The organism is Plesiomonas shigelloides (assembly GCF_900087055.1).
In the GTDB taxonomy this organism is placed as follows: Bacteria; Pseudomonadota; Gammaproteobacteria; order Enterobacterales; family CAMTGL01; genus Plesiomonas; species Plesiomonas shigelloides.
The window spans coordinates 3,327,489-3,347,500 of the sequence record NZ_LT575468.1 but is presented as its reverse complement, the minus strand read 5'-3'; the positions used below and the strand labels follow the sequence as shown (position 1 = coordinate 3,347,500).

General features: G+C 55.4%; 18 protein-coding genes, 2 tRNA genes, 2 rRNA genes and 1 riboswitch (1 of these 23 only partly in view). Of the genes, 21 read left to right on the top strand and 1 reads right to left on the bottom strand.

What is annotated here, in order from left to right; all coding sequences use genetic code 11:
- The 10 genes from NCTC9997_RS14880 to thiH all read left to right on the top strand — a co-directional run.
- Positions 1 to 2,294, top strand: a 23S ribosomal RNA gene (locus NCTC9997_RS14880) (it extends 610 nt beyond the left edge of the window).
- 139 nt (positions 2,295 to 2,433) lie between these two features.
- Positions 2,434 to 2,549, top strand: a 5S ribosomal RNA gene (rrf, locus tag NCTC9997_RS14875).
- 46 nt (positions 2,550 to 2,595) lie between these two features.
- Positions 2,596 to 2,672: transfer RNA gene (locus NCTC9997_RS14870), tRNA-Asp, on the top strand.
- A gap of 72 nt (positions 2,673 to 2,744) precedes the next feature.
- Positions 2,745 to 2,820: transfer RNA gene (locus NCTC9997_RS14865), tRNA-Trp, on the top strand.
- Positions 2,821 to 3,036: 216 nt separating this feature from the next.
- A riboswitch (TPP riboswitch) is annotated at positions 3,037 to 3,140 on the top strand.
- A 285-nt stretch (positions 3,141 to 3,425) separates the two neighbouring features.
- On the top strand, positions 3,426 to 5,402 hold the full coding sequence (gene thiC / locus NCTC9997_RS14860) for a phosphomethylpyrimidine synthase ThiC (protein ID WP_064978362.1): 1,977 nt from the start codon (positions 3,426 to 3,428) through the stop codon (positions 5,400 to 5,402).
- Between the two features lie 361 nt (positions 5,403 to 5,763).
- The gene (thiE, locus tag NCTC9997_RS15260) at positions 5,764 to 6,456 is read left to right on the top strand and encodes a thiamine phosphate synthase (protein ID WP_197665279.1); all 693 of its coding nucleotides are present in this window, start codon (positions 5,764 to 5,766) and stop codon (positions 6,454 to 6,456) included.
- Positions 6,450 to 7,223, top strand: coding sequence for a HesA/MoeB/ThiF family protein (locus NCTC9997_RS14850; protein ID WP_064978360.1), 774 nt, complete (start codon positions 6,450 to 6,452; stop codon positions 7,221 to 7,223). Before thiE ends, NCTC9997_RS14850 begins: the two co-directional genes overlap by 7 nt.
- Positions 7,211 to 7,435: a sulfur carrier protein ThiS gene (gene thiS / locus NCTC9997_RS14845; RefSeq protein ID WP_010863042.1), complete on the top strand. Its 225-nt coding sequence runs from the start codon at positions 7,211 to 7,213 to the stop codon at positions 7,433 to 7,435. Before NCTC9997_RS14850 ends, thiS begins: the two co-directional genes overlap by 13 nt.
- 16 nt (positions 7,436 to 7,451) lie before the next feature.
- Positions 7,452 to 8,318 carry a thiazole synthase gene (locus NCTC9997_RS14840; RefSeq protein WP_082935574.1) on the top strand — a complete coding sequence of 289 codons (867 nt, stop codon included), beginning with the start codon at positions 7,452 to 7,454 and terminating at the stop codon, positions 8,316 to 8,318.
- Positions 8,315 to 9,448, top strand: coding sequence for a 2-iminoacetate synthase ThiH (gene thiH / locus NCTC9997_RS14835; protein ID WP_064978359.1), 1,134 nt, complete (start codon positions 8,315 to 8,317; stop codon positions 9,446 to 9,448). The genes NCTC9997_RS14840 and thiH overlap by 4 nt, the downstream gene beginning before the upstream one ends.
- A gap of 128 nt (positions 9,449 to 9,576) precedes the next feature.
- Here the strand turns inward: thiH and NCTC9997_RS14830 are convergent, their stop codons facing one another.
- Entirely contained in the window at positions 9,577 to 10,530 is a 954-nt protein-coding gene (locus tag NCTC9997_RS14830) for a LysR family transcriptional regulator (RefSeq protein ID WP_064978358.1), read from the bottom strand.
- Between the two features lie 95 nt (positions 10,531 to 10,625).
- Here NCTC9997_RS14830 and NCTC9997_RS14825 point away from each other — a divergent pair, with 95 nt between their 5' ends.
- From NCTC9997_RS14825 to hemB, 11 genes are all read left to right on the top strand, one after another.
- Positions 10,626 to 11,816 (top strand): multidrug effflux MFS transporter, encoded by a 1,191-nt coding sequence (locus tag NCTC9997_RS14825; RefSeq protein ID WP_039045228.1) that lies wholly within the window; start codon positions 10,626 to 10,628, stop codon positions 11,814 to 11,816.
- Between the two features lie 418 nt (positions 11,817 to 12,234).
- Complete coding sequence (gene tsrA, locus NCTC9997_RS14820) at positions 12,235 to 12,474, top strand: H-NS-like global regulator TsrA (RefSeq protein WP_197665219.1); 240 nt, start codon at positions 12,235 to 12,237, stop codon at positions 12,472 to 12,474.
- A 686-nt stretch (positions 12,475 to 13,160) separates the two neighbouring features.
- Complete coding sequence (ubiE, locus tag NCTC9997_RS14815; RefSeq protein ID WP_064978357.1) at positions 13,161 to 13,916, top strand: bifunctional demethylmenaquinone methyltransferase/2-methoxy-6-polyprenyl-1,4-benzoquinol methylase UbiE; 756 nt, start codon at positions 13,161 to 13,163, stop codon at positions 13,914 to 13,916.
- 26 nt (positions 13,917 to 13,942) lie between these two features.
- The gene (locus tag NCTC9997_RS14810; RefSeq protein ID WP_064978356.1) at positions 13,943 to 14,548 is read left to right on the top strand and encodes a ubiquinone biosynthesis accessory factor UbiJ; all 606 of its coding nucleotides are present in this window, start codon (positions 13,943 to 13,945) and stop codon (positions 14,546 to 14,548) included.
- Entirely contained in the window at positions 14,545 to 16,176 is a 1,632-nt protein-coding gene (gene ubiB / locus NCTC9997_RS14805; protein WP_064978355.1) for a ubiquinone biosynthesis regulatory protein kinase UbiB, read from the top strand. Before NCTC9997_RS14810 ends, ubiB begins: the two co-directional genes overlap by 4 nt.
- A gap of 81 nt (positions 16,177 to 16,257) precedes the next feature.
- Positions 16,258 to 16,539, top strand: coding sequence for a Sec-independent protein translocase subunit TatA (gene tatA / locus NCTC9997_RS14800; protein ID WP_064978354.1), 282 nt, complete (start codon positions 16,258 to 16,260; stop codon positions 16,537 to 16,539).
- A gap of 3 nt (positions 16,540 to 16,542) precedes the next feature.
- Entirely contained in the window at positions 16,543 to 17,139 is a 597-nt protein-coding gene (gene tatB / locus NCTC9997_RS14795) for a Sec-independent protein translocase protein TatB (protein WP_064978353.1), read from the top strand.
- The gene (gene tatC / locus NCTC9997_RS14790) at positions 17,136 to 17,900 is read left to right on the top strand and encodes a Sec-independent protein translocase subunit TatC (protein WP_039045231.1); all 765 of its coding nucleotides are present in this window, start codon (positions 17,136 to 17,138) and stop codon (positions 17,898 to 17,900) included. Before tatB ends, tatC begins: the two co-directional genes overlap by 4 nt.
- Before the next feature lie 10 nt (positions 17,901 to 17,910).
- A complete protein-coding gene (locus NCTC9997_RS14785) occupies positions 17,911 to 18,072 on the top strand; it encodes a hypothetical protein (RefSeq protein ID WP_167550145.1) in 162 nt (53 codons plus the stop codon).
- Between the two features lie 3 nt (positions 18,073 to 18,075).
- On the top strand, positions 18,076 to 18,867 hold the full coding sequence (locus tag NCTC9997_RS14780; protein ID WP_064978351.1) for a TatD family hydrolase: 792 nt from the start codon (positions 18,076 to 18,078) through the stop codon (positions 18,865 to 18,867).
- A gap of 23 nt (positions 18,868 to 18,890) precedes the next feature.
- Positions 18,891 to 19,907 carry a porphobilinogen synthase gene (gene hemB, locus NCTC9997_RS14775; RefSeq protein WP_064978350.1) on the top strand — a complete coding sequence of 339 codons (1,017 nt, stop codon included), beginning with the start codon at positions 18,891 to 18,893 and terminating at the stop codon, positions 19,905 to 19,907.
- The last annotated feature ends 105 nt before the right edge of the window (positions 19,908 to 20,012 follow it).

The window sequence follows — 20,012 nt, the reverse complement described above, 5'->3', positions numbered from 1 at the left end:
AATAGGGGAGCCGTAGGGAAACCGAGTCTTAACTGGGCGAATTAGTTGCAAGGTGTAGACCCGAAACCCGGTGATCTAGCCATGGGCAGGTTGAAGGTTGGGTAACACTAACTGGAGGACCGAACCGACTAATGTTGAAAAATTAGCGGATGACTTGTGGCTGGGGGTGAAAGGCCAATCAAACCGGGAGATAGCTGGTTCTCCCCGAAAGCTATTTAGGTAGCGCCTCGGACGAACACCTACGGGGGTAGAGCACTGTTAAGGCTAGGGGGTCATCCCGACTTACCAACCCTTTGCAAACTCCGAATACCGTAGAGTGCTATCCGGGAGACACACGGCGGGTGCTAACGTCCGTCGTGAAGAGGGAAACAACCCAGACCGCCAGCTAAGGTCCCAAAGTCATGGTTAAGTGGGAAACGATGTGGGAAGGCTTAGACAGCTAGGATGTTGGCTTAGAAGCAGCCATCATTTAAAGAAAGCGTAATAGCTCACTAGTCGAGTCGGCCTGCGCGGAAGATGTAACGGGGCTAAACCATGCACCGAAGCTGCGGCAATGACATTTAGGTGTTATTGGGTAGGGGAGCGTTCTGTAAGCGGTTGAAGGTGTACTGTGAGGTATGCTGGACGTATCAGAAGTGCGAATGCTGACATAAGTAACGATAAAGCGGGTGAAAAGCCCGCTCGCCGGAAGACCAAGGGTTCCTGTTCAACGTTAATCGGAGCAGGGTGAGTCGACCCCTAAGGCGAGGCTGAAAAGCGTAGTCGATGGGAAACGGGTTAATATTCCCGTACTTGTGGTAACTGCGAAGGGGGGACGGAGAAAGTTAGGCTATCCGGGCGACGGTTGTCCCGGTTTAAGCGTGAAGGTGGAGAGACTAGGCAAATCCGGTCTTTCATTAACACTGAGGCGTGATGACGAAGCACTACGGTGCTGAAGTAGCTGATACTACGCTTCCAGGAAAAGCCTCTAAGCATCAGGTTACCAGAAATCGTACCCCAAACCGACACAGGTGGTCAGGTAGAGAATACTCAGGCGCTTGAGAGAACTCGGGTGAAGGAACTAGGCAAAATGGTGCCGTAACTTCGGGAGAAGGCACGCTGACGGTAGGTGAAGTCCCTTGCGGATGGAGCTGAAGTCAGTCGAAGATACCAGCTGGCTGCAACTGTTTATTAAAAACACAGCACTGTGCAAACACGAAAGTGGACGTATACGGTGTGACGCCTGCCCGGTGCCGGAAGGTTAATTGATGGGGTTAGCGAAAGCGAAGCTCTTGATCGAAGCCCCGGTAAACGGCGGCCGTAACTATAACGGTCCTAAGGTAGCGAAATTCCTTGTCGGGTAAGTTCCGACCTGCACGAATGGCGTAATGATGGCCAGGCTGTCTCCACCCGAGACTCAGTGAAATTGAAATCGCTGTGAAGATGCAGTGTACCCGCGGCAAGACGGAAAGACCCCGTGAACCTTTACTATAGCTTGACACTGAACATTGAGCCTTGATGTGTAGGATAGGTGGGAGGCATTGAAACGTGAACGCCAGTTTGCGTGGAGCCGACCTTGAAATACCACCCTTTAATGTTTGATGTTCTAACGTTGTCCCGTAATCCGGGATACGGACAGTGTCTGGTGGGTAGTTTGACTGGGGCGGTCTCCTCCTAAAGAGTAACGGAGGAGCACGAAGGTTAGCTAAGCATGGTCGGACATCATGCGGTTAGTGCAAAGGCAGAAGCTAGCTTAACTGCGAGACGGACAGGTCGAGCAGATACGAAAGTAGGTCTTAGTGATCCGGTGGTTCTGAATGGAAGGGCCATCGCTCAACGGATAAAAGGTACTCCGGGGATAACAGGCTGATACCGCCCAAGAGTTCATATCGACGGCGGTGTTTGGCACCTCGATGTCGGCTCATCACATCCTGGGGCTGAAGTTGGTCCCAAGGGTATGGCTGTTCGCCATTTAAAGTGGTACGCGAGCTGGGTTTAGAACGTCGTGAGACAGTTCGGTCCCTATCTGTCGTGGGCGTTGGATGATTGAGGGGGGCTGCTCCTAGTACGAGAGGACCGGAGTGGACGCATCTCTGGTGTTCCGGTTGTCACGCCAGTGGCATTGCCGGGTAGCTAAATGCGGAAGAGATAAGCGCTGAAAGCATCTAAGCGCGAAACTTGCCCCGAGATGAGTCATCCCTGAGGCTTAAAGCCTCCTAAAGGGTTGTTGGAGACTACGACGTAGATAGGCAGGGTGTGTAAGCGTAGCGATACGTTGAGCTAACCTGTACTAATTGCCCGTGAGGCTTAACCATACAACGCCAAAGTGATGTTGGATGAATGAAGTCACGAGTTACTTGTTCAAAGAACAATACATCAGTTATTTAGCTTGTTTTTAGATTTTAACTCTGGCGCGAGACACAAGTAGTGTACGCGATAGAGAAACAGAATTTGCCTGGCGGCGATAGCGCGGTGGTCCCACCTGACCCCATGCCGAACTCAGAAGTGAAACGCCGTAGCGCCGATGGTAGTGTGGGGTCTCCCCATGCGAGAGTAGGGAACTGCCAGGCATCAAATTTAGCAACCTATACTGATTGGGTTGGAAAAAGAATCGGTGGTGCGGTAGTTCAGTTGGTTAGAATTCCGGCCTGTCACGCCGGGGGTCGCGGGTTCGAGTCCCGTCCGCACCGCCACTGATTCAAAAAGCCCAGCTGATGCTGGGCTTTTTACTATCACTAGCTCGCTAGTCGTAGTAATAAAGCTTTAGGGGCGTAGTTCAATTGGTAGAGCGTCGGTCTCCAAAACCGAATGTTGGGGGTTCGAGTCCCTCCGCCCCTGCCAGATAAAAAAGCCAGCAGCGATGCTGGCTTTTTTATTGTCTGTATTCCTGCTTCACTATCATTTACCCCTCTTATTTTGGCCTTTTGAGGCTTTATCTACGCGATTCCTAGTCGCTCTCCTTACATTCTCCCATCGCAATTCATTCTCCTTTTCTTCCCATGCAATGACGTTATTACGGTTAAGCATTTGTTTCTGGGCGGCACTGCTTTATACTCGAGGCTCTTGTCGGAGTGCCGTTTGGCTGAGACCGCAGTTGTAATGCGGGATCCGTGGAACCTGATCAGGTTAATACCTGCGAAGGGAACAAGAGTGGGTTTTCCCCGCGCGGTAAGTGTTATGTGGTATCGCATGAAGCTGTGATTAGCGTTTCATGGGCAACGTGAACATTTCCTTATCCGCGATGGACAGTACCGGCCGCATCAGCGCGCTTGGTACGGTGGTTAAATCGCGTTGAGTGATGATGCGGCACGGTTATTGGGTGATTAGATGATGAACCCGATGATGATAACGCCGTATTAAGCGAAAACGCCAAGCGACCTCGTCCCCCTCCTCTTTTCTTTCTACGTTCGACAAGCATCTCTTATTAACCCGTTATAAGGAATGCTATGTCATCTCATCTTGTTGAAAAATCAGCAGTTAACTCTAGATCGCAGCAGCGCGCCGCCGCGCGTGAATTTCTGGCTACCTTGCAGGGTGCTGCACATCCCAATTCGGAAAAAGTATTTTTGCCGGGCAGTCGCCCTGACTTGCAGGTGGGCATGCGCGCAATCAGCGTGTCGCCGACGTTAGTGGGCGGCGATCCGGCTGCGCCACGCTATGAGCCCAATGCGCCGGTGATGGTGTATGACACTTCAGGCCCTTATACCGATCCGGCAGCTACCTTGGATGTTAGCCGCGGCTTGCCGCGCCTGCGTGAAGAATGGATCAGTGAACGGGCAGATACCCAGTGGCTGGCTGAACCGAGCTCAGGCTATACCCGCCAGCAACAGGCGGAGGCGCAGCCATTAGATCAACCTTTTCCGCAGCGTGCACCGATTCGACGTGCGCAGCTGGGTAAAGCGGTGACTCAGCTGCATTACGCACGGCAAGGCATTATTACGCCGGAGATGGAGTACATTGCGCTGCGTGAAAACATGACGGCATGGTCCGAGGCGCAAGGGGTATTGGCGCAGCAGCATGCCGGTGAAGCGTTCGGCGCGCAGATCCCATCTCAAATTACGCCGGAGTTTGTACGCCAAGAAGTGGCGGCCGGCCGCGCGATTATTCCTTTAAATATCAACCATCCAGAAGCTGAGCCGATGATTATTGGCCGCCACTTTATGGTGAAGGTGAATGCCAATATCGGTAACTCTTCGGTCACCTCTTCAGTGGAAGAGGAAGTTGAGAAACTGGTGTGGGCCACCCGTTGGGGCGCCGATACGGTGATGGATCTTTCCACTGGTCGGCGGATCCACGAGACGCGCGAGTGGATCTTACGCAATAGCCCAGTGCCGATCGGTACCGTGCCGATGTATCAGGCGTTGGAAAAAGTGAATGGGGTGGCGGAAGACCTGAGCTGGGCGGTGATGCGCGATACCCTGTTAGAGCAGGCCGAGCAAGGGGTGGATTACTTTACCCTGCATGCCGGTTTGCTGCTGCGTCATATTCCGCTGACCGCTGAGCGTCTGACCGGCATTGTCTCGCGCGGTGGCTCGATTATGGCCAAGTGGTGTCTGGCACATCATCAAGAAAACTTCCTGTATACCCATTTTCGTGAGATTTGCGAAATCTGTCAGGCGTACGATGTGTCCCTCTCGTTGGGTGATGGCTTGCGCCCGGGCTCAATTCACGATGCCAATGATGCCGCGCAGTTTGCCGAACTGCATACCTTAGGCGAACTGACCAAAATTGCCTGGGAATATGATGTACAGGTGATGATTGAAGGGCCGGGGCATGTGCCGATGCAGCTGATTAAAGCCAATATGGATGAGCAGCTCAAGCACTGCGGCGGTGCGCCTTTCTATACCTTGGGGCCACTGACTACCGATATTGCACCGGGCTATGATCACATCACTTCCGGCATTGGTGCGGCGATGATTGGTTGGTATGGCTGCGCGATGCTGTGCTATGTCACGCCGAAAGAGCATCTGGGGTTGCCGGATAAGAACGATGTGAAAACCGGCCTCATCACCTACAAGCTAGCGGCACATGCTGCTGATTTGGCGAAAGGCCATCCGGGGGCGCAGCGCCGCGATAATGCCTTGTCCAAGGCGCGTTTTGAGTTTCGCTGGGAAGATCAGTTTAACTTATCCCTCGACCCCGATACTGCGCGGGCCTATCACGATGCCACCTTGCCGCAGGCATCGGGCAAAGTCGCGCATTTTTGCTCGATGTGTGGCCCGAAATTTTGTTCGATGAAGATCTCGCAAGATATCCGCAGCTATGCGCAAGCACAGGCGGCTGACGTGTCAGTGGCTACCGACTCGACCGCGCTTGGCTCTACGGCCAGCGATGCTGGGATGCGCCAGATGGCGCAAGAGTTTCGTGCGCGCGGTGCTGAGCTGTATCACCCGGCTGACTCGGCGGAGGTGCCAAATGCCTGATCTCCTGACGTATTCGACGCAGATCCGCCAAGCGGCCGAGATGGCTGGTGTGATAACCCGTGCCTTGCCATCAACGCCATTAGCGCCGATCTCCACCACGCCAGCTGTTGACGGCGGTTGGATTGATGAAGTGCACTGGCAAGGTGTGAGCCTGCGCCAATGGCGTGCGGTTCCTAGCGATCCGGATTGTTTACAGGCGGCGTGGGCGCTGATGCCACAACTGGGATTTGATGGCGCGGATGCACTGTTGCTGGCTGGCGCGCTGGCCACTCAAGCCGCCAGAGTTTTCCCCCAACCACTGCAGTGGCCGACACAGGTCGCCGACTTTCCACTGCCACTGGCGACGTGGATGCCGGCATCGATGATCTCGGCAACGCATTCATTTCCCGCTCACCGTTTTGCGCCATGCCAATCGGCGCCGCTGGGTTTTTATCCGGTGGTGGATTCGTTGGCGCTATTAGAGCGTTTGCTGGCGCTGGGCGTACGGACTTTGCAGTTACGCATCAAAGCGCCGTTTAGTGCAGACGTTGATGCGCAAATTGCGGCGGCGGTGGCGTTAGGTCGTCGTTATCGGGCGCAGCTGTTTATCAACGATCACTGGCAAGCGGCGTTACAGCATGGCGCCTATGGCGTGCATCTGGGGCAAGAGGATCTGGCGTTGGCGGACTTATCTGCGCTAGCGGTGGCCGGTCTGCGCCTTGGCGTATCGACCCACGGTTATGCCGAAGTGCTGCAAGCGCTGGCGTTGCAGCCAAGCTATATCGCACTGGGCCATATTTTCCCAACCCCAACGAAGCAGATGCCGTCCCGTCCGCAGGGGTTGGGGCGTTTACGCCAATTGCAGGCATTAGTCGGCAGTATCCCCACGGTGGCGATTGGTGGCATTGATTTGCCGTGTGCGCCGCAGGTGTTGGCGTGTGGCGTCGGTAGCATTGCGGTCGTGCGGGCGGTTACGCAAGCCGAGGATTTGGCGGCCACCGTGCAGTGTTGGCAGTCACTCTGGCAGGGTAATACGCCGCTCTCGGCCACAGTCGAGGAGGCGGTCAAATGTTAGACGATCACGCATTTATCCGTTTTAGCCGTCAGATCATGCTTGATGAGGTCGGCGAAGCCGGTCAGGCCACCTTAGCCAAACTGCGCGTGCTGCAAATTGGATTAGGCGGATTAGGATGCGCAGCTGCGCAGGCTTTACTGGCTGCGGGAGTCGGTGTGGTGGTCGCCGCTGATGACGATGAGGTGGAGCTATCCAATTTACCGCGACAAGGGCTGTATCGGCTACAGGATGTCGGTCGCAGTAAAAGCGAGGCTGCACACGCGGCGTTGTCAGAGGGGCGTGCTGCTGGCCGTTTACGGACTCACCGCGTGCGGGTGGACGCTCTCTGGCTGGCGCGTGAAGTGCCGCTGGTCGATGTGGTGCTCGATTGTAGTGACAACATGCCGACCCGTCAGGCGGTTAATGCTGCCTGCGTGGCTGCGGGTAAACCGTTGGTCAGCGCCGCGGTGGCTGGCTGGCGCGGTCAGTTGATGAGTTTTGTCCCCGGCGGTGGCTGTTATCACTGTCAGTTTCCCGCCTCGTCACATGATGAAGCGGGCAGTTGCCGCACATTAGGGATCATCAGTCCACTTCCCGCGCTAGCTGGCCACTGGCAGGCGACACAAGCGCTGCGGATTGGCTTACAAAGGCCGGCGGACCGCGCTGGGTTAGCAGCGTGCGCCACTATGGTGCGCTGTGATTTATGGCAAGGACAGTGGCAGGTGTTGCAACCGGCTAGCGATCCGGGCTGTCCGGTGTGTGGCGGAGGTCAGCAATGGGGACGTTAACCATGGGCGAATTAACCATAGTGCTAAATGGCCAACCGGTCACGCTAGCAGCGCCGGTTACGGTGGCTGAGTTATTACAGCAACGCGCTTTGCCGCAGCAGGGCTGCGCCGTGGCGCTCAATCAACAAATCTTGGCGCGCAGCGTGTGGGCGCAAACACAGCTTCAAGCAGGCGATCAATTAGCCGTATTTCAGGCGATTGCTGGCGGTTGAGAAGAGGGACGACTTTATGCAAAACCAAACTGACAACATTTTAGCATCCAAGACTTTGTCCACGGATGACGCCAGCCAATCCGCCCGTGTGTTGATAACCCCGACCACTGGGCACGATGAGTTGCACTTGGGGGGCGTGACCTTTGGCTCACGGCTGCTGACCGGCAGCGGTAAATTTGCGTCAGCTACGCAAATGGCGGCGGCGTTGCAGGCCAGCGGTAGTGAGTTGGTGACCATGGCATTGAAGCGGGTCGATTGTGGTGGTGGGCAAGACGATATCCTCACCCCTCTGCGCGCAATGCCACATCTGCGTTGGTTGCCGAACACTTCTGGTGCGCGCGATGCCAAAGAAGCGATCCTAGCAGCGCACCTCGCACGTGAGGCGCTCGGCACTACCTGGTTGAAATTGGAAATCCACCCAGATCCAAAATACCTGCTGCCGGATCCGTGGGAAACCCTGCAGGCGGCCGAGCAGTTGGTACGTGATGGCTTTACGGTGCTGCCGTATTGCCATGCCGATCCAGTGCTGTGTAAGCGGTTGGAAGAGGTGGGCTGCGCGGCGGTGATGCCGCTCGGCGCGCCGATAGGCTCCAATCAAGGGCTACAAACGCAAGCCTTTTTGCGCATCATCATTGAGCAAGCCTGCGTGCCGGTGATTGTCGATGCGGGGATTGGCGCGCCGTCGCAGGCCGCGCAGGCGATGGAGTTGGGTGCAGATGCGGTGCTGGTCAATACCGCAATTGCGGCGGCTGCCGATCCGGTTGCGATGGCCAGTGCGTTTCGTTTGGCGGTGCAGGCTGGACGACAAGCCTATCTGGCGGGCTTGGCCGGCAGCTCGACGCAGGCACAGGCCAGCAGTCCACTGACGGGGTTTTGGCTATGAGCAGCGCAGCATCGTCAAATGCGCCGGTGGCTGACCGGCTGCGGCAATGGGATTGGGAAGCGATCCGCTTATCGCTACACAGCAAAACGGCGGTGGATGTTGAGCGGGCGTTGGCTAAACCGCAGCTGGATCAGGGCGATATTCAGGCATTGTTGTCCCCGGCGGCAGCTGATTATCTGGAGCCGATGGCCCAACGCGCGTATGCGTTGACTCGTCAGCGTTTTGGCCAAGCAATTCAGATGTACATTCCGTTGTATCTGTCCAACCTGTGCAGCAATGAGTGCTCGTACTGCGGCTTTTCGGTCAATCAGCCGATCCGCCGTCTGGCACTGTCAGCCGAGCAGATTGTGCGTGAGGGCGCGGCGATCCGCTCTCGGGGTTATCAGCATTTACTGCTGGTTTCGGGGGAGGCGGAAACCAAAGTCGGTGCGGCCTATTTTCGTCAGGCGCTGCAGTTACTGCGTCCGCAATTTGCCCAGTTGTCGTTGGAGGTACAGCCGCTGACCACGGCAGAATACCAGATGCTGGTCGACGAGGGGTTGCATGCGGTGTTGGTGTACCAAGAGACCTATCAGCGCGCGGTGTACGCTCGCCATCATTTGCGCGGTAAAAAGCAGGACTTTGACTGGCGGCTGGAAACGCCGGATCGCTTAGGTCAGGCGGGGGTTAGCAAAATCGGCGTAGGGGCGCTGCTCGGGTTAGCTGATTGGCGCACGGATTCGTGGTTTACGCTACAACATGTGCGCTTGCTGGAGCAAACCTACTGGCGCAGTCGTTACTCCATCTCTTTCCCACGCCTGCGACCATGTAGCAGTAATCGCGAGCAGTTTTCAGGGATGAGCGAGCGTGAGTTGGTGCAGCTGATTTGTGCCTGCCGTATTGCCAGCCCACAGGCGGAGCTCAGTTTGTCGACCCGCGAATCGGCGGCGTTTCGCGATCAGGTGCTGCCGTTGGGCATTACCAGCATGAGCGCGGAGTCCTCCACCCAACCGGGCGGCTACGCTGAGCAAGATGCGCGTTTGGAGCAGTTTCGTATCGATGATGCGCGCTCGACGGCTCAAGTCGCCGCGGCGATCCGAGCGCGCGGTTTTCAACCGGTGTGGAAAGATTGGGAGCCGGCATTTCGCTAAGGGCCGTTTCAGTTACGATAGCTACATTCGCTTGCGGTGATGGCACTCGCCATCGCCGCTTTTTCACGTCCTATTTTTGACATTCTTTGCAGCGCCCATTCTCCGCGCAGCTATGACTGTGCTGGTATTTACAGTGCGAGTTCAGGCGGTCGGGTTAGGTGGCGCGAGAGAAAATCACGCAGCCAGCGATGGCCCGCATCCTGTTCGTGCCGCTCATGCCACAGCATCTGGTAGGCCACCGGCGACGGGTTGAGCGGCAGTGGCCGCTGCATTAACGGGTAGTGGCGACAGACATGATCGGCAAAGCAGCGCGGCGCGGTGAACACCAGATCGGTGTGACAGCAGATGGCGATCGCGCCGAAAAAATCCGGCATGCTGACCGGTGTGCTGCGCCGCCGTCCGGCTTGCGCCAGCAAATAATCCAGCGACCACCACTCGCGACCTTCACAGCGCGCCTGCACATGGCGCAGCGCCAAGTACTGCTCCAGATCCCACGGTTTGCGCAGCGCCGGATGCCCAGCGCGCAGCAGGCACACATGCTCATCGGTAAATAGCGTTTGAAAGGCAATCCCGGGCGGCAGCTGGGTGAGCTGCTGATCGGTGCTCGGGTACAGCTCGCGAATGGTAAGGGCTAAATCAAACTGACCATCGGCCAAGCCTTGCAGCGATTGGGCATCCCACAAGTGGGCATGCAGTTGTAAGTGCGGCGCCGTTTGTAGCAGCGCATTGATAAAGCTCGGTAGCAGCGTTTGGTAGGCGCTTTCCAGCATCACCAGATTAAAGTGACGATCGCTGCACTGCGGGTCAAAGTGCGGTGGGCGAGTCAGTAAATGCAACTCATGCAGTAAGGTGCGCAGCGGCGCCGCCAACTGTTCGGCATGGGCGCTGGGGGTTAGACCGTGCGCGGTACGAAAAAACAGAGGGTCATCCAGTAATTGACGCAGTCGCGCCAGCGATTTGCTGACTGCTGATTGTGACAGATGCAGACGTTGGGCGGCGCGCGATACGCTGCACTCTTCCAGCAGCACATGCAGGCAGACCAACAAATTCAAATCCATGCGGGCGAGACGATCCAGATTCACAGATATTCCTCAGAGGAAAAATGGTCGGGAAAATAAGCCATTTCACATCATATCCGCTTTCCGGTAGGGTACGGCAAAAATAATAGGATAACTGAATGAAAACGCGTCAACTGATTGGTTTGCTGGTGGCTTTGGTGATGTTCAGCCCACTGGCGATCGATATTTATCTGCCGGCGTTACCGCTGATGCAGCAAGACTTTGCCGTTAACCAAGAGCAAATCCAAGCCACCTTAGGCTTATTCTTGTTTAGCTTAGGGGTCGGGCAAATCATTATTGGGCCGTTGACCGATCACTTTGGTCGTCGTCCGGTGGCGTTGGCGGGGATCAGCTTATATGCCGTCAGTGCGTTGGCGGGCATGCTGACCCACGACTTTACGGGCTTACTGTTATCGCGTATTGGACAAGGTATCGGCGCCTGTTCGACCTCCATTGTGGCTTTCGCCGCCGTGCGTGACAGCTTTGCGGCGCGCGAATGTGCGCGCATGTACTCGTACCTCAATGGCGCGCTGTGCATCATTCCGGCGCTGGCCCCGACGTTGGGCGGCTTGCTGACGGTGCAGTTCGGTTGGCGTGCCTGTTTTGCCTTTATGTTGCTGTTTGCTCTGTTGGTGCTGGTGGCGGTATGGGGCTTGTTTGCTGAAACCCGTCCGGCTAGCGCGGTATCTACCGGGGCGCTGTATCGTTGGTCACGCTATCAGCCTATTTTGCGCTCCCCTACGTTTATCCGCTATGCCTTGGTCTGCATGGCGGGGATGACCGGTATTTTATGCTACGTCACTTATGCGCCGATGGTGCTGGTGGGGCAACTGGGTGTGTCGGAGCTGGAGTTTAGTGCTTGGTTTGGCGCCAATGCGCTGATCAATATCGTGGCCTTCTTTGCCGCGCCACGCATCGTGCGCCGCTTAGGCGAAGTGCGTACTGTGATTACGGGTTTGAGCGTGTTTGCACTGAGCGGGTTATTCTTGATTGGCTCGTGGCTGTGGTGGCCACTGTCGGCTGCCGCCTATATGTTACCGATGACTGTCTTGTGCAGCGGCTTTGCCGTGATGTTGGGGTCGGCGTCGGCGTTGGCGCTGATGCCATTTGCCGGCTGTGCCGGTACCGCATCGGCATTATTGGGCTGTTTGCAAATGAGTGGCGCGGCTTTATTGGCAGCATTAATCCAGCAATGGGCGCTAGAGCCACGCTTAGCGGTAGCGGTCAGTGTGTTGTTACCGGCGGTGCCATTGTGGCTGTGGTGTGTGCAAAAAGGCGCAAAACAACAATATGAAATGATTACTGAATAAAATAAATAAAAAAACTGACGACAACGAGGCTTTGCCTGCTATTCAAGCAGGCTTTTTTTCGTCAAAATGCGTATGCTTAAATATCAGTTGGCCTTATTCAGTGTCCCTGTCCTGCGGGATACACAGAGCCTATCCCATTAGGGCTATTTCGCTGTTCGGTGAGCCTTGGGCACTTGTTCGAAATCTTCACGTACGTTACGTACGCACTGTACGCTACGCACGAGTTTTTGCACCTTGCCTATACTAAAAATGGGTCACGAAATGGGCCATGCCATTATGCCTACTGGGATACGCTCTTAGCCATTTATGATGGTAATAAATTCTCCGGCGTAATTTGTCCTGCCGGTGTATATCTAATTTTATTATTTATAGAAGAAGAACTATGTCGTCGTTCACTACATTTGAAATGGCCAAAATTATGAATCAACTGGAGGACTCTCCAGAGAAAGTCATGTTTGGTCGTGTGTTAAAAGAACTGTGTCATCAAAGCCCTGAGCGGATCCGCTCGGCTGCGCGTCACGTGGATATTAAAGAGCTGCGCGATCTGGTGCATCAGGTCAGTGCGGTGATTGAAGAAAAGCGTGAAGAGCGTAAGCAGCAGATCCTACGCGCGATGGCCGCCGAAGGTATTAATCCACAGGATTTGTTGGAGTCCTGATCCCCTTCGCGTTCGGCGCGAATAGCGCGGCAGCTGACCTCGGCGCTGCCGCCTCAGGCCAGTAACGCTTGGCGTGATAGCCAATCATCAATCGACCTCCCTGTTGGGCGGTTGCCGCAGTTATTTTGCTTAATGCGCGAGCTCGCCGTGAGCATCAACAACCGTGATCGCCATAATTAGCACAGGCTGTTGGCATTTATTGTCGGCCGATGTGTATTGCCCCTTTTCTTTTCGCGCGTTCTTTTCGTGCGACCTGTCTTTGGCTTTAATCGTGCGTGGCCGTTCTCTGTAATGCCGTGTTTATTGTTCCCTCATATTGTTTCTTCGTATTGTTCTCTCGTATCGCTCCCTCGTATTGTGTCTGGGCGATGGGTTTCTTATTGATTATCAACCCTGTTGCGCAGGTTATGGCTCGGCGCAATCGCCATCGTGCATTATTTTTCCGTTATGGGATATGACGGAGATTTTTACACCTTTCGGGCTATTTAATTCAGCGTTACGCTGTGGCATTTAATTAATGCGCTGACAAGGCGTCTGGTTAAATCGCCGTGGGCTAGTGCAATCCACTGGCGGGATAAATTGCCGGATTAATCGGACGTTTGTTTCTCTTTCCTTGTTGGTGACGGCCAACGCCTTGCGGTACACTGGCATGCACATATTTCATTCAGGCAAAGGCAGCAGTAGACATGGTTGATCAGTTGCAGGAAACCACTCACTTTGGTTTTCGCACCGTAGCCAAGGACGAGAAAGCCGGGATGGTGGCTGAGGTTTTTCATTCCGTCGCCGGCAAATACGATTTGATGAATGACTTGATGTCATTCGGTATTCACCGTTTGTGGAAGCGCTTTACCATCGATTGCAGTGGGGTGCGCCGTGGACAGCGGGTACTGGATCTGGCCGGAGGCACCGGCGATTTGACCGCTAAATTCTCTCGTTTAGTGGGCGATAGCGGTGAAGTGGTGCTGGCCGATATTAATGATTCCATGCTTAAGGTGGGTCGTGCCAAATTGCGCGATCTGGGCGTGGTTGGCAATGTCAGTTACGTACAAGCGAACGCGGAAGCTTTGCCGTTCCCCGACAATTATTTTGATTGTATTACCATCGGGTTTGGCCTGCGTAACGTCACCGAGAAAGAAAAAGCCTTAAAATCGATGTTCCGGGTATTAAAACCGGGTGGTCGTCTGTTGGTGCTGGAGTTTTCCAAGCCGACGATCGAGCTGCTGGGTAAGGTGTACGATACCTATTCCTTCCGCATTTTGCCGAGAATCGGCGAAGTGGTGGCTAACGACAGCGAAAGTTACCGCTATCTGGCTGAGTCCATTCGCATGCATCCGGCACAGGACGTGCTTAAAGGCATGATGGAAGAGGTTGGCTTTGAACAGGTGAGTTACTACAACCTGACTGGCGGCATCGTGGCTTTGCACCGCGGGTATAAGTTTTAACGGCTTGCTCAACACTAAGGATGATGATGCCTCTGCTCCCTTTGGTTACCGGTGTTCTGGAAACCGCACTGAATGCCCTGCTGGCAAAAAATGCCGAAGCGAAAAACAAACTGCCCCGACTGCGCGGCAAAGTCTTGGCGTTGCAGTTACGGGAATTACCGGCACCGCTGGTGTTTGTGTTTTCGAATCGGATTGATGTGCTGGCGGCTTGGGAAGATGAGGCGGATTGCCGTGTCCGCACCGGCGTACTGGTGTTACCTGAGCTGCGTGACCGCTCACAGGTCACCCGTTTGATCCGCGAACAAGCGCTGGATGTGCAGGGCGATATTCAGGTGCTGCAGCATTTTGTGGCACTGATGGAAGCGCTCGGCTGGGATCCGGCCGAGTTGCTGGCGCCTTATACCGGCGATCTGGTGGCGCACGGTGTCAGCCGTTTGGTGCAAGGCACCGTGGCAGGCGTGCAGCGTCAGCATGCTCGAAATCTGGCTTATCTCGGTGAGGTGGTAACCGAGGAGTGGCGCTTGGCACCGGAAGCCTTGGAAGTGGCCTACTTTGCCGATCAGGTGGAAGAGTTGGCGACGCAGCTGACGCGTTTAGAGCGCCGCTTGCAGCGTCTGGAGACCTCGGCATGACGCCTGCTGAATTGCGCCGCCTGTACCGCATCACTCAAGTTTTTCTCAGCTATGGATTGGATGAGCTGTTGCCGCCAATCCGGCTGACCTTGCCGCTGCGCGTTGCTCGTCGCGCGATTTTCTGGATCCGTCCGCAGCACGCGGAAAAGCCACTCGGCATGCGTCTACGTTTGGCGCTGCAAGAGTTAGGGCCGGTGTGGATCAAATTCGGTCAGATGTTATCAACCCGGCGCGATCTGTTTCCGCCACACATCGCCGATCAGCTGGCCTTATTGCAAGATCAAGTCGCCCCGTTTGACGGTGAGTTGGCGCGCAGCCAAATTGAAGCAGCGCTAGGCGTACCGCTGGAAACCCTGTTTGATGATTTTAACCCGCAAGCTCTCGCCTCGGCCTCGATTGCGCAGGTGCATACCGCGCGGTTGAAAGAAAACGGGCAGGAAGTGGTACTCAAAGTGATCCGGCCGGATATTCTGCCGGTGATCCGCGCCGATGTGCGCTTAATGTACCGTTTAGCACGTACCTTGCCACGCTTGCTGCCCGATGGTCGCCGATTGCGTCCGGTGGAAGTGGTGCGCGAGTATGAAAAGACCCTGCTCGATGAGCTGAATCTGATGCGCGAGGCGGCGAACGCCATCCAACTGCGGCGCAATTTTACCGGCAGTCCGATGCTGTATGTCCCTGAGATGTACACCGATTATTGCCGTGAAAATCTGCTGGTGATGGAGCGCATCTACGGCATACCGGTGTCCGATGTGGCGGCGCTCAAAGCCAACGGCACCGACATGAAACTGTTGGCTGAGCGGGGCGTGCAGGTCTTTTTCACCCAAGTGTTTCGTGACAGCTTTTTCCATGCTGACATGCACCCCGGCAACATTTTTGTCAGCCGTGAGCATCCGGAAAACCCGCAATATATCGGCATTGATTGCGGCATTGTCGGGTCATTGAATCGCGAAGATAAACGCTATTTGGCCGGTAACTTTATCGCCTTTTTTAATCGCGATTATCGCAAAGTGGCCGAGCTGCATGTGGATTCCGGCTGGGTGCCGCCGGATACCAATGTCGAAGAGTTCGAGTTTGCGATCCGCACGGTGTGTGAGCCGATTTTTGAAAAACCGTTGGATCAAATCTCCTTCGGTCATGTTCTGCTCAATCTGTTTAACACCGCGCGCCGTTTTAATATGGAAGTACAACCGCAGCTGGTCTTGTTACAAAAAACCCTGTTATATGTGGAAGGCCTTGGGCGACAATTGTACCCGCAGCTGGATTTGTGGAGCACCGCGAAGCCGTTTTTGGAAAGCTGGATGCGTGAGCAGGTCGGGCTACAGGCGTTAGTGAAAGCCTGTAAGGAAAAGGCACCGTTCTGGGCAGAAAAACTGCCGGAATTGCCAGAGTTAGTTTACGATTCGCTGCGTCAGCAGCGGCAACTGAGCCAGCAAATCATGCTACTCAGTCAGCAACTGGATAAGCGCAATCAGCGCGGATCGCAGTCGCGCTATTTGCTGACCGTCGGTGCGACCTTGGTGTTATCTGCGGTGATCGTTGAGGTCAATCAGATAGCTTGGTGGCCGGCCGGTTTGTTACTGGGCGGCGTGGTGTGCTGGGTTGCCGGCTGGCTGCGTCAGTCCTGATTTTCGGATGACATGACGTCATATTGAATTGTGTGAACATACCGTAACTGCGGTATACCGTTAACGACGAGGTATAGAGAAATGGGTGGGATCAGTATTTGGCAATTACTCATTATTGCGGTGATCGTAGTGCTGTTGTTCGGCACCAAGAAACTGCGCAATATCGGTGGTGATCTGGGCGGTGCGGTGCGCGATTTCAAAAAAGCCCTCAATCCTGATGAGCAACCGACTAAACCACAACAGCCAGCACAGTCTGATAACGCGGCCGATGCTGACTTTAACCCGAAAATCGCCGATCAGAGCCAGAGCGCTGAGCCAGCCGACAAGAGCCAGAGCAACCAGAATAACAAAGAGCAGGTGTAAGCTGTGTTTGATATCGGTTTCTGGGAGCTGGTACTGATTGCGGTGATCGGTCTGGTGGTGCTCGGCCCTGAGCGCTTGCCGGTCGCGGTTCGCACCGTGGCGCGCTGGGTACGTACCTTCCGTGCTATGGCGGCATCAGTACAGAACGAACTGAATCAGGAGCTCAAACTGCAAGAGATGCAGGAGAACCTGAAAAAAGCCGAGCAGATGAACCTCAAGGATCTGGCTCCCGAGGTCGATGCGTCACTGCGCGAGCTCAAAGAAGCGGCGGCCTCAGTGCAGCGTCCGTATGCCAACAGCCCAACCGCGGCTTCGCCAGAGCCAGCTACGGCCAGTGACGCCACGGCGTCGGCGGCTGCCGACGTGACTACGGCCACTTCGGATAGCCTTGCGTCAACGGCGAGCGCCGCGTTGCAACCGAATGCCGCGGAATTGGCCGAGCAGGAAGAAGATGAGGGCGATCATCCGCTGCTGGTGGCCGGTTTGCATGAACCGTTGACCTCCGCTGAGCCGGTAGCGGTACCGGTTGAGCCTGCGGTAGCGAAGTCTACGTCCGCTCAGCCTGCATTGCAGAGTGATAACAAGAGGGATCCGGCATGACGGTGGAAGATACCCAGCCTTTAATCTCACACCTGATTGAGTTGCGAACCCGTTTGCTGCGCGCCATCATCAGTATTCTGGTGATTTTCCTCTGTCTGGTGTGGTTCTCTAACGATATCTACGCGTGGGTGTCCGCCCCCTTGGTGGAGCGGATGCCGCATGGCGCCAGCATGATTGCCACCGAAGTGGCTTCACCGTTTATCGCCCCGATCAAACTGACCTTATTGGTATCGGTCTTTCTGGCCGCTCCTTTGGTGCTGTATCAGGTATGGGGCTTTATTGCGCCGGCCTTGTATCGCCATGAGCGGCGTTTGATCCTGCCGTTGCTGGTTTCCAGCTCAGCGCTGTTTTATCTGGGCATGGTGTTTGCCTATTATGTGGTGTTCCCGCTGATTTTTGGTTTCTTTACCAAAACGGCGCCGGAAGGGGTGACCATCGCCACCGACATCAACAGCTATCTCGATTTTGTGATGGGGCTATTTTTAGCCTTTGGCTTGGCGTTTGAAATTCCGGTCGCCATTGTCCTGTTGTGTTGGAGTGGCGTGACCACCGCCGATGAGCTGCGCAAGAAGCGGCCATACATCATCGTGGGCGTGTTTGTGGTCGCGATGCTACTGACGCCGCCGGATGTGTTTTCCCAGACCTTGCTGGCGATCCCGATGTGCTTGCTGTTTGAACTCGGGGTGTTCTGCTCACGTTTTTACGTGCGCCGTGACGCCGAAGGCGAGGCGGATGATGAAGAGGCTAATGCCTCCCATTGAGGCGAGTCGCGTGTTGAAATCATCCGCGCTGCCAGCGCAACCCTATGAGGCCGTCATCACGACGGCCTTTTTACAACCGGGCATTTTTACCGCATTGATTGTTATCGTATTGACCGTTATCGCTTTCAATGGGGCGAACACGACATCAGCATCAATGGCTGGGGCAGGATAAGCAATGTTTGATATCGGCGTTAATTTAACCAGCAGTCAGTTTGCTAGCGATCGTGAAGCAGTGCTGACGCGTAGCTGGCAAGCGGGGTTACAGGGGCTGTTAGTGACCGGTACCTCACTGGCCGAGAGCGAGCAAGCACTAGCGATGACAGCGCTGGCGCCCGAACGCGTGTGGTGTACCGCAGGCGTGCATCCGCATGATGCTAAAACCTGGGATGCCCAGAGCGCGCAGCGCTTACGCGCCTTATATCAGCACGAAGAAGTGGTTGCGGTCGGGGAGTGTGGGTTGGACTTTAATCGCGACTTCTCCCCACGGCCGCAGCAACTGGCTGCCTTTGCGGCGCAATTGGCCTTGGCTGCCGAGGTGCAACTGCCCCTATTTTTGCACTGCCGCGATGCGTTTGAGCCGTTTTTTGCCTTGCTGCGTGAGCATCGTGCTCAGCTGTGTGGTGGAGTCTTGCACTGTTTTACCGGCAGTGACCAAGACTTAGATAGCGCACTGGAATTGGGTTTATCCATCGGTGTGACCGGTTGGCTGTGCGATGAGCGCCGTGGCGAGCTGTTACGCCAACAGGTACAACGCATTCCTGCCGAGCGTCTGCTGCTGGAAACCGATGCCCCTTATTTACTGCCGCGGGATCTGCAACCTAAGCCGAAATCCCGCCGCAACGAACCTGGCATACTGCCACATATTGTATCCACCGTGGCAGCGTTACGCGGCGAATGTCCGCACGCATTAGCCCGGCAAACCACCCGCAATGCAGCCACCTTGTTCCGGCTGCCGCTAACGGCGTGAGTGTACAGGAAAGGAGAAAGAGCATGAGTATCAATATTCCCGGTTCATTCCCGGGTCGTCGTCTGCGCCGGGTGCGCTATCAAGATTTTAGCCGTCGTCTGGTGGCCGAACATCGTTTGAGCGTCGATGATCTGATTTATCCGGTGTTTGTTCTGGAAGGGGAAAACCGCCGTGAAGCGGTATCGTCCATGCCGGGGATTGAGCGTTTATCGCTGGATTTATTGCTGGAAGAGGCCGCGGAGCTGGTGGCGTTGGGGATCCCGGCGATTGCCCTGTTTCCGGTGATCGGGCAGGAGAAAAAATCCCTGCTGGCGGAAGAAGCCTATAACCCACAAGGGCTGGTACAAGAAACAGTACGGGCGCTGAAAGCGCGTCACCCCGAGCTTGGCATCATCACCGATGTGGCATTAGACCCATATACCGTACATGGTCAGGATGGCATCATCGATGAGCAAGGTTACGTGCTCAATGACATCACCACCGAAGTGCTGGTGAAACAAGCTCTGGCGCAAGCGGAGGCCGGAGTTGATGTGATTGCGCCAAGTGACATGATGGACGGCCGCATCGGCGCGATTCGTGAGGCGCTGGAAGCCAATGGATTTGTGAACACCCAAATCATGGCTTATTCCGCCAAATATGCTTCTTGCTATTACGGCCCGTTCCGCGATGCGGTTGGCTCATCCAGTAACCTCAAAGGCGGTAACAAGAAGACTTACCAGATGGATCCGGCCAACAGCAATGAAGCGTTGCAGGAAGTGGCGCAAGATCTGCAAGAAGGCGCGGATATGGTGATGGTGAAACCGGGCATGCCGTATCTGGATGTGGTGCGGCGGGTCAAAGATCAGTTCGGAGTGCCAACCTTTGCCTATCAGGTTTCTGGCGAGTACGCGATGCACATGGCGGCAATCCAAAACGGCTGGCTGAAAGAGCGCGATTCCATTATGGAATCCTTGCTGTGTTTCAAGCGGGCCGGTGCCGATGGCATTTTGACCTACTTTGCTAAGCAAGCCGCCCAGTGGCTGCGTGACGAGCAGCGCTAAGCGTAGCGGTGTGCGTGTTCGCGAAGAGGCGAATTGCGCGTGCTATCGCAGCGGACAAAAAAAGCGGCCACCGGCCGCTTTTTTATCGTCTGTTGTGCTGTTCAG

Bases quoted from the DNA above. Each gene is read 5' to 3' on its own strand.
- thiC (WP_064978362.1), top strand. From the start codon at position 3,426: ATGTCATCTCATCTTGTTGAAAAATCAGCAGTTAACTCTAGATCGCAG.
- thiE (WP_197665279.1), top strand. From the start codon at position 5,764: ATGATCTCGGCAACGCATTCATTTCCCGCTCACCGTTTTGCGCCATGC.
- NCTC9997_RS14850 (WP_064978360.1), top strand. From the start codon at position 6,450: ATGTTAGACGATCACGCATTTATCCGTTTTAGCCGTCAGATCATGCTT.
- thiS (WP_010863042.1), top strand. From the start codon at position 7,211: ATGGGGACGTTAACCATGGGCGAATTAACCATAGTGCTAAATGGCCAA.
- NCTC9997_RS14840 (WP_082935574.1), top strand. From the start codon at position 7,452: ATGCAAAACCAAACTGACAACATTTTAGCATCCAAGACTTTGTCCACG.
- thiH (WP_064978359.1), top strand. From the start codon at position 8,315: ATGAGCAGCGCAGCATCGTCAAATGCGCCGGTGGCTGACCGGCTGCGG.
- NCTC9997_RS14825 (WP_039045228.1), top strand. From the start codon at position 10,626: ATGAAAACGCGTCAACTGATTGGTTTGCTGGTGGCTTTGGTGATGTTC.
- tsrA (WP_197665219.1), top strand. From the start codon at position 12,235: ATGAATCAACTGGAGGACTCTCCAGAGAAAGTCATGTTTGGTCGTGTG.
- ubiE (WP_064978357.1), top strand. From the start codon at position 13,161: ATGGTTGATCAGTTGCAGGAAACCACTCACTTTGGTTTTCGCACCGTA.
- NCTC9997_RS14810 (WP_064978356.1), top strand. From the start codon at position 13,943: ATGCCTCTGCTCCCTTTGGTTACCGGTGTTCTGGAAACCGCACTGAAT.
- ubiB (WP_064978355.1), top strand. From the start codon at position 14,545: ATGACGCCTGCTGAATTGCGCCGCCTGTACCGCATCACTCAAGTTTTT.
- tatA (WP_064978354.1), top strand. From the start codon at position 16,258: ATGGGTGGGATCAGTATTTGGCAATTACTCATTATTGCGGTGATCGTA.
- tatC (WP_039045231.1), top strand. From the start codon at position 17,136: ATGACGGTGGAAGATACCCAGCCTTTAATCTCACACCTGATTGAGTTG.
- NCTC9997_RS14780 (WP_064978351.1), top strand. From the start codon at position 18,076: ATGTTTGATATCGGCGTTAATTTAACCAGCAGTCAGTTTGCTAGCGAT.
- hemB (WP_064978350.1), top strand. From the start codon at position 18,891: ATGAGTATCAATATTCCCGGTTCATTCCCGGGTCGTCGTCTGCGCCGG.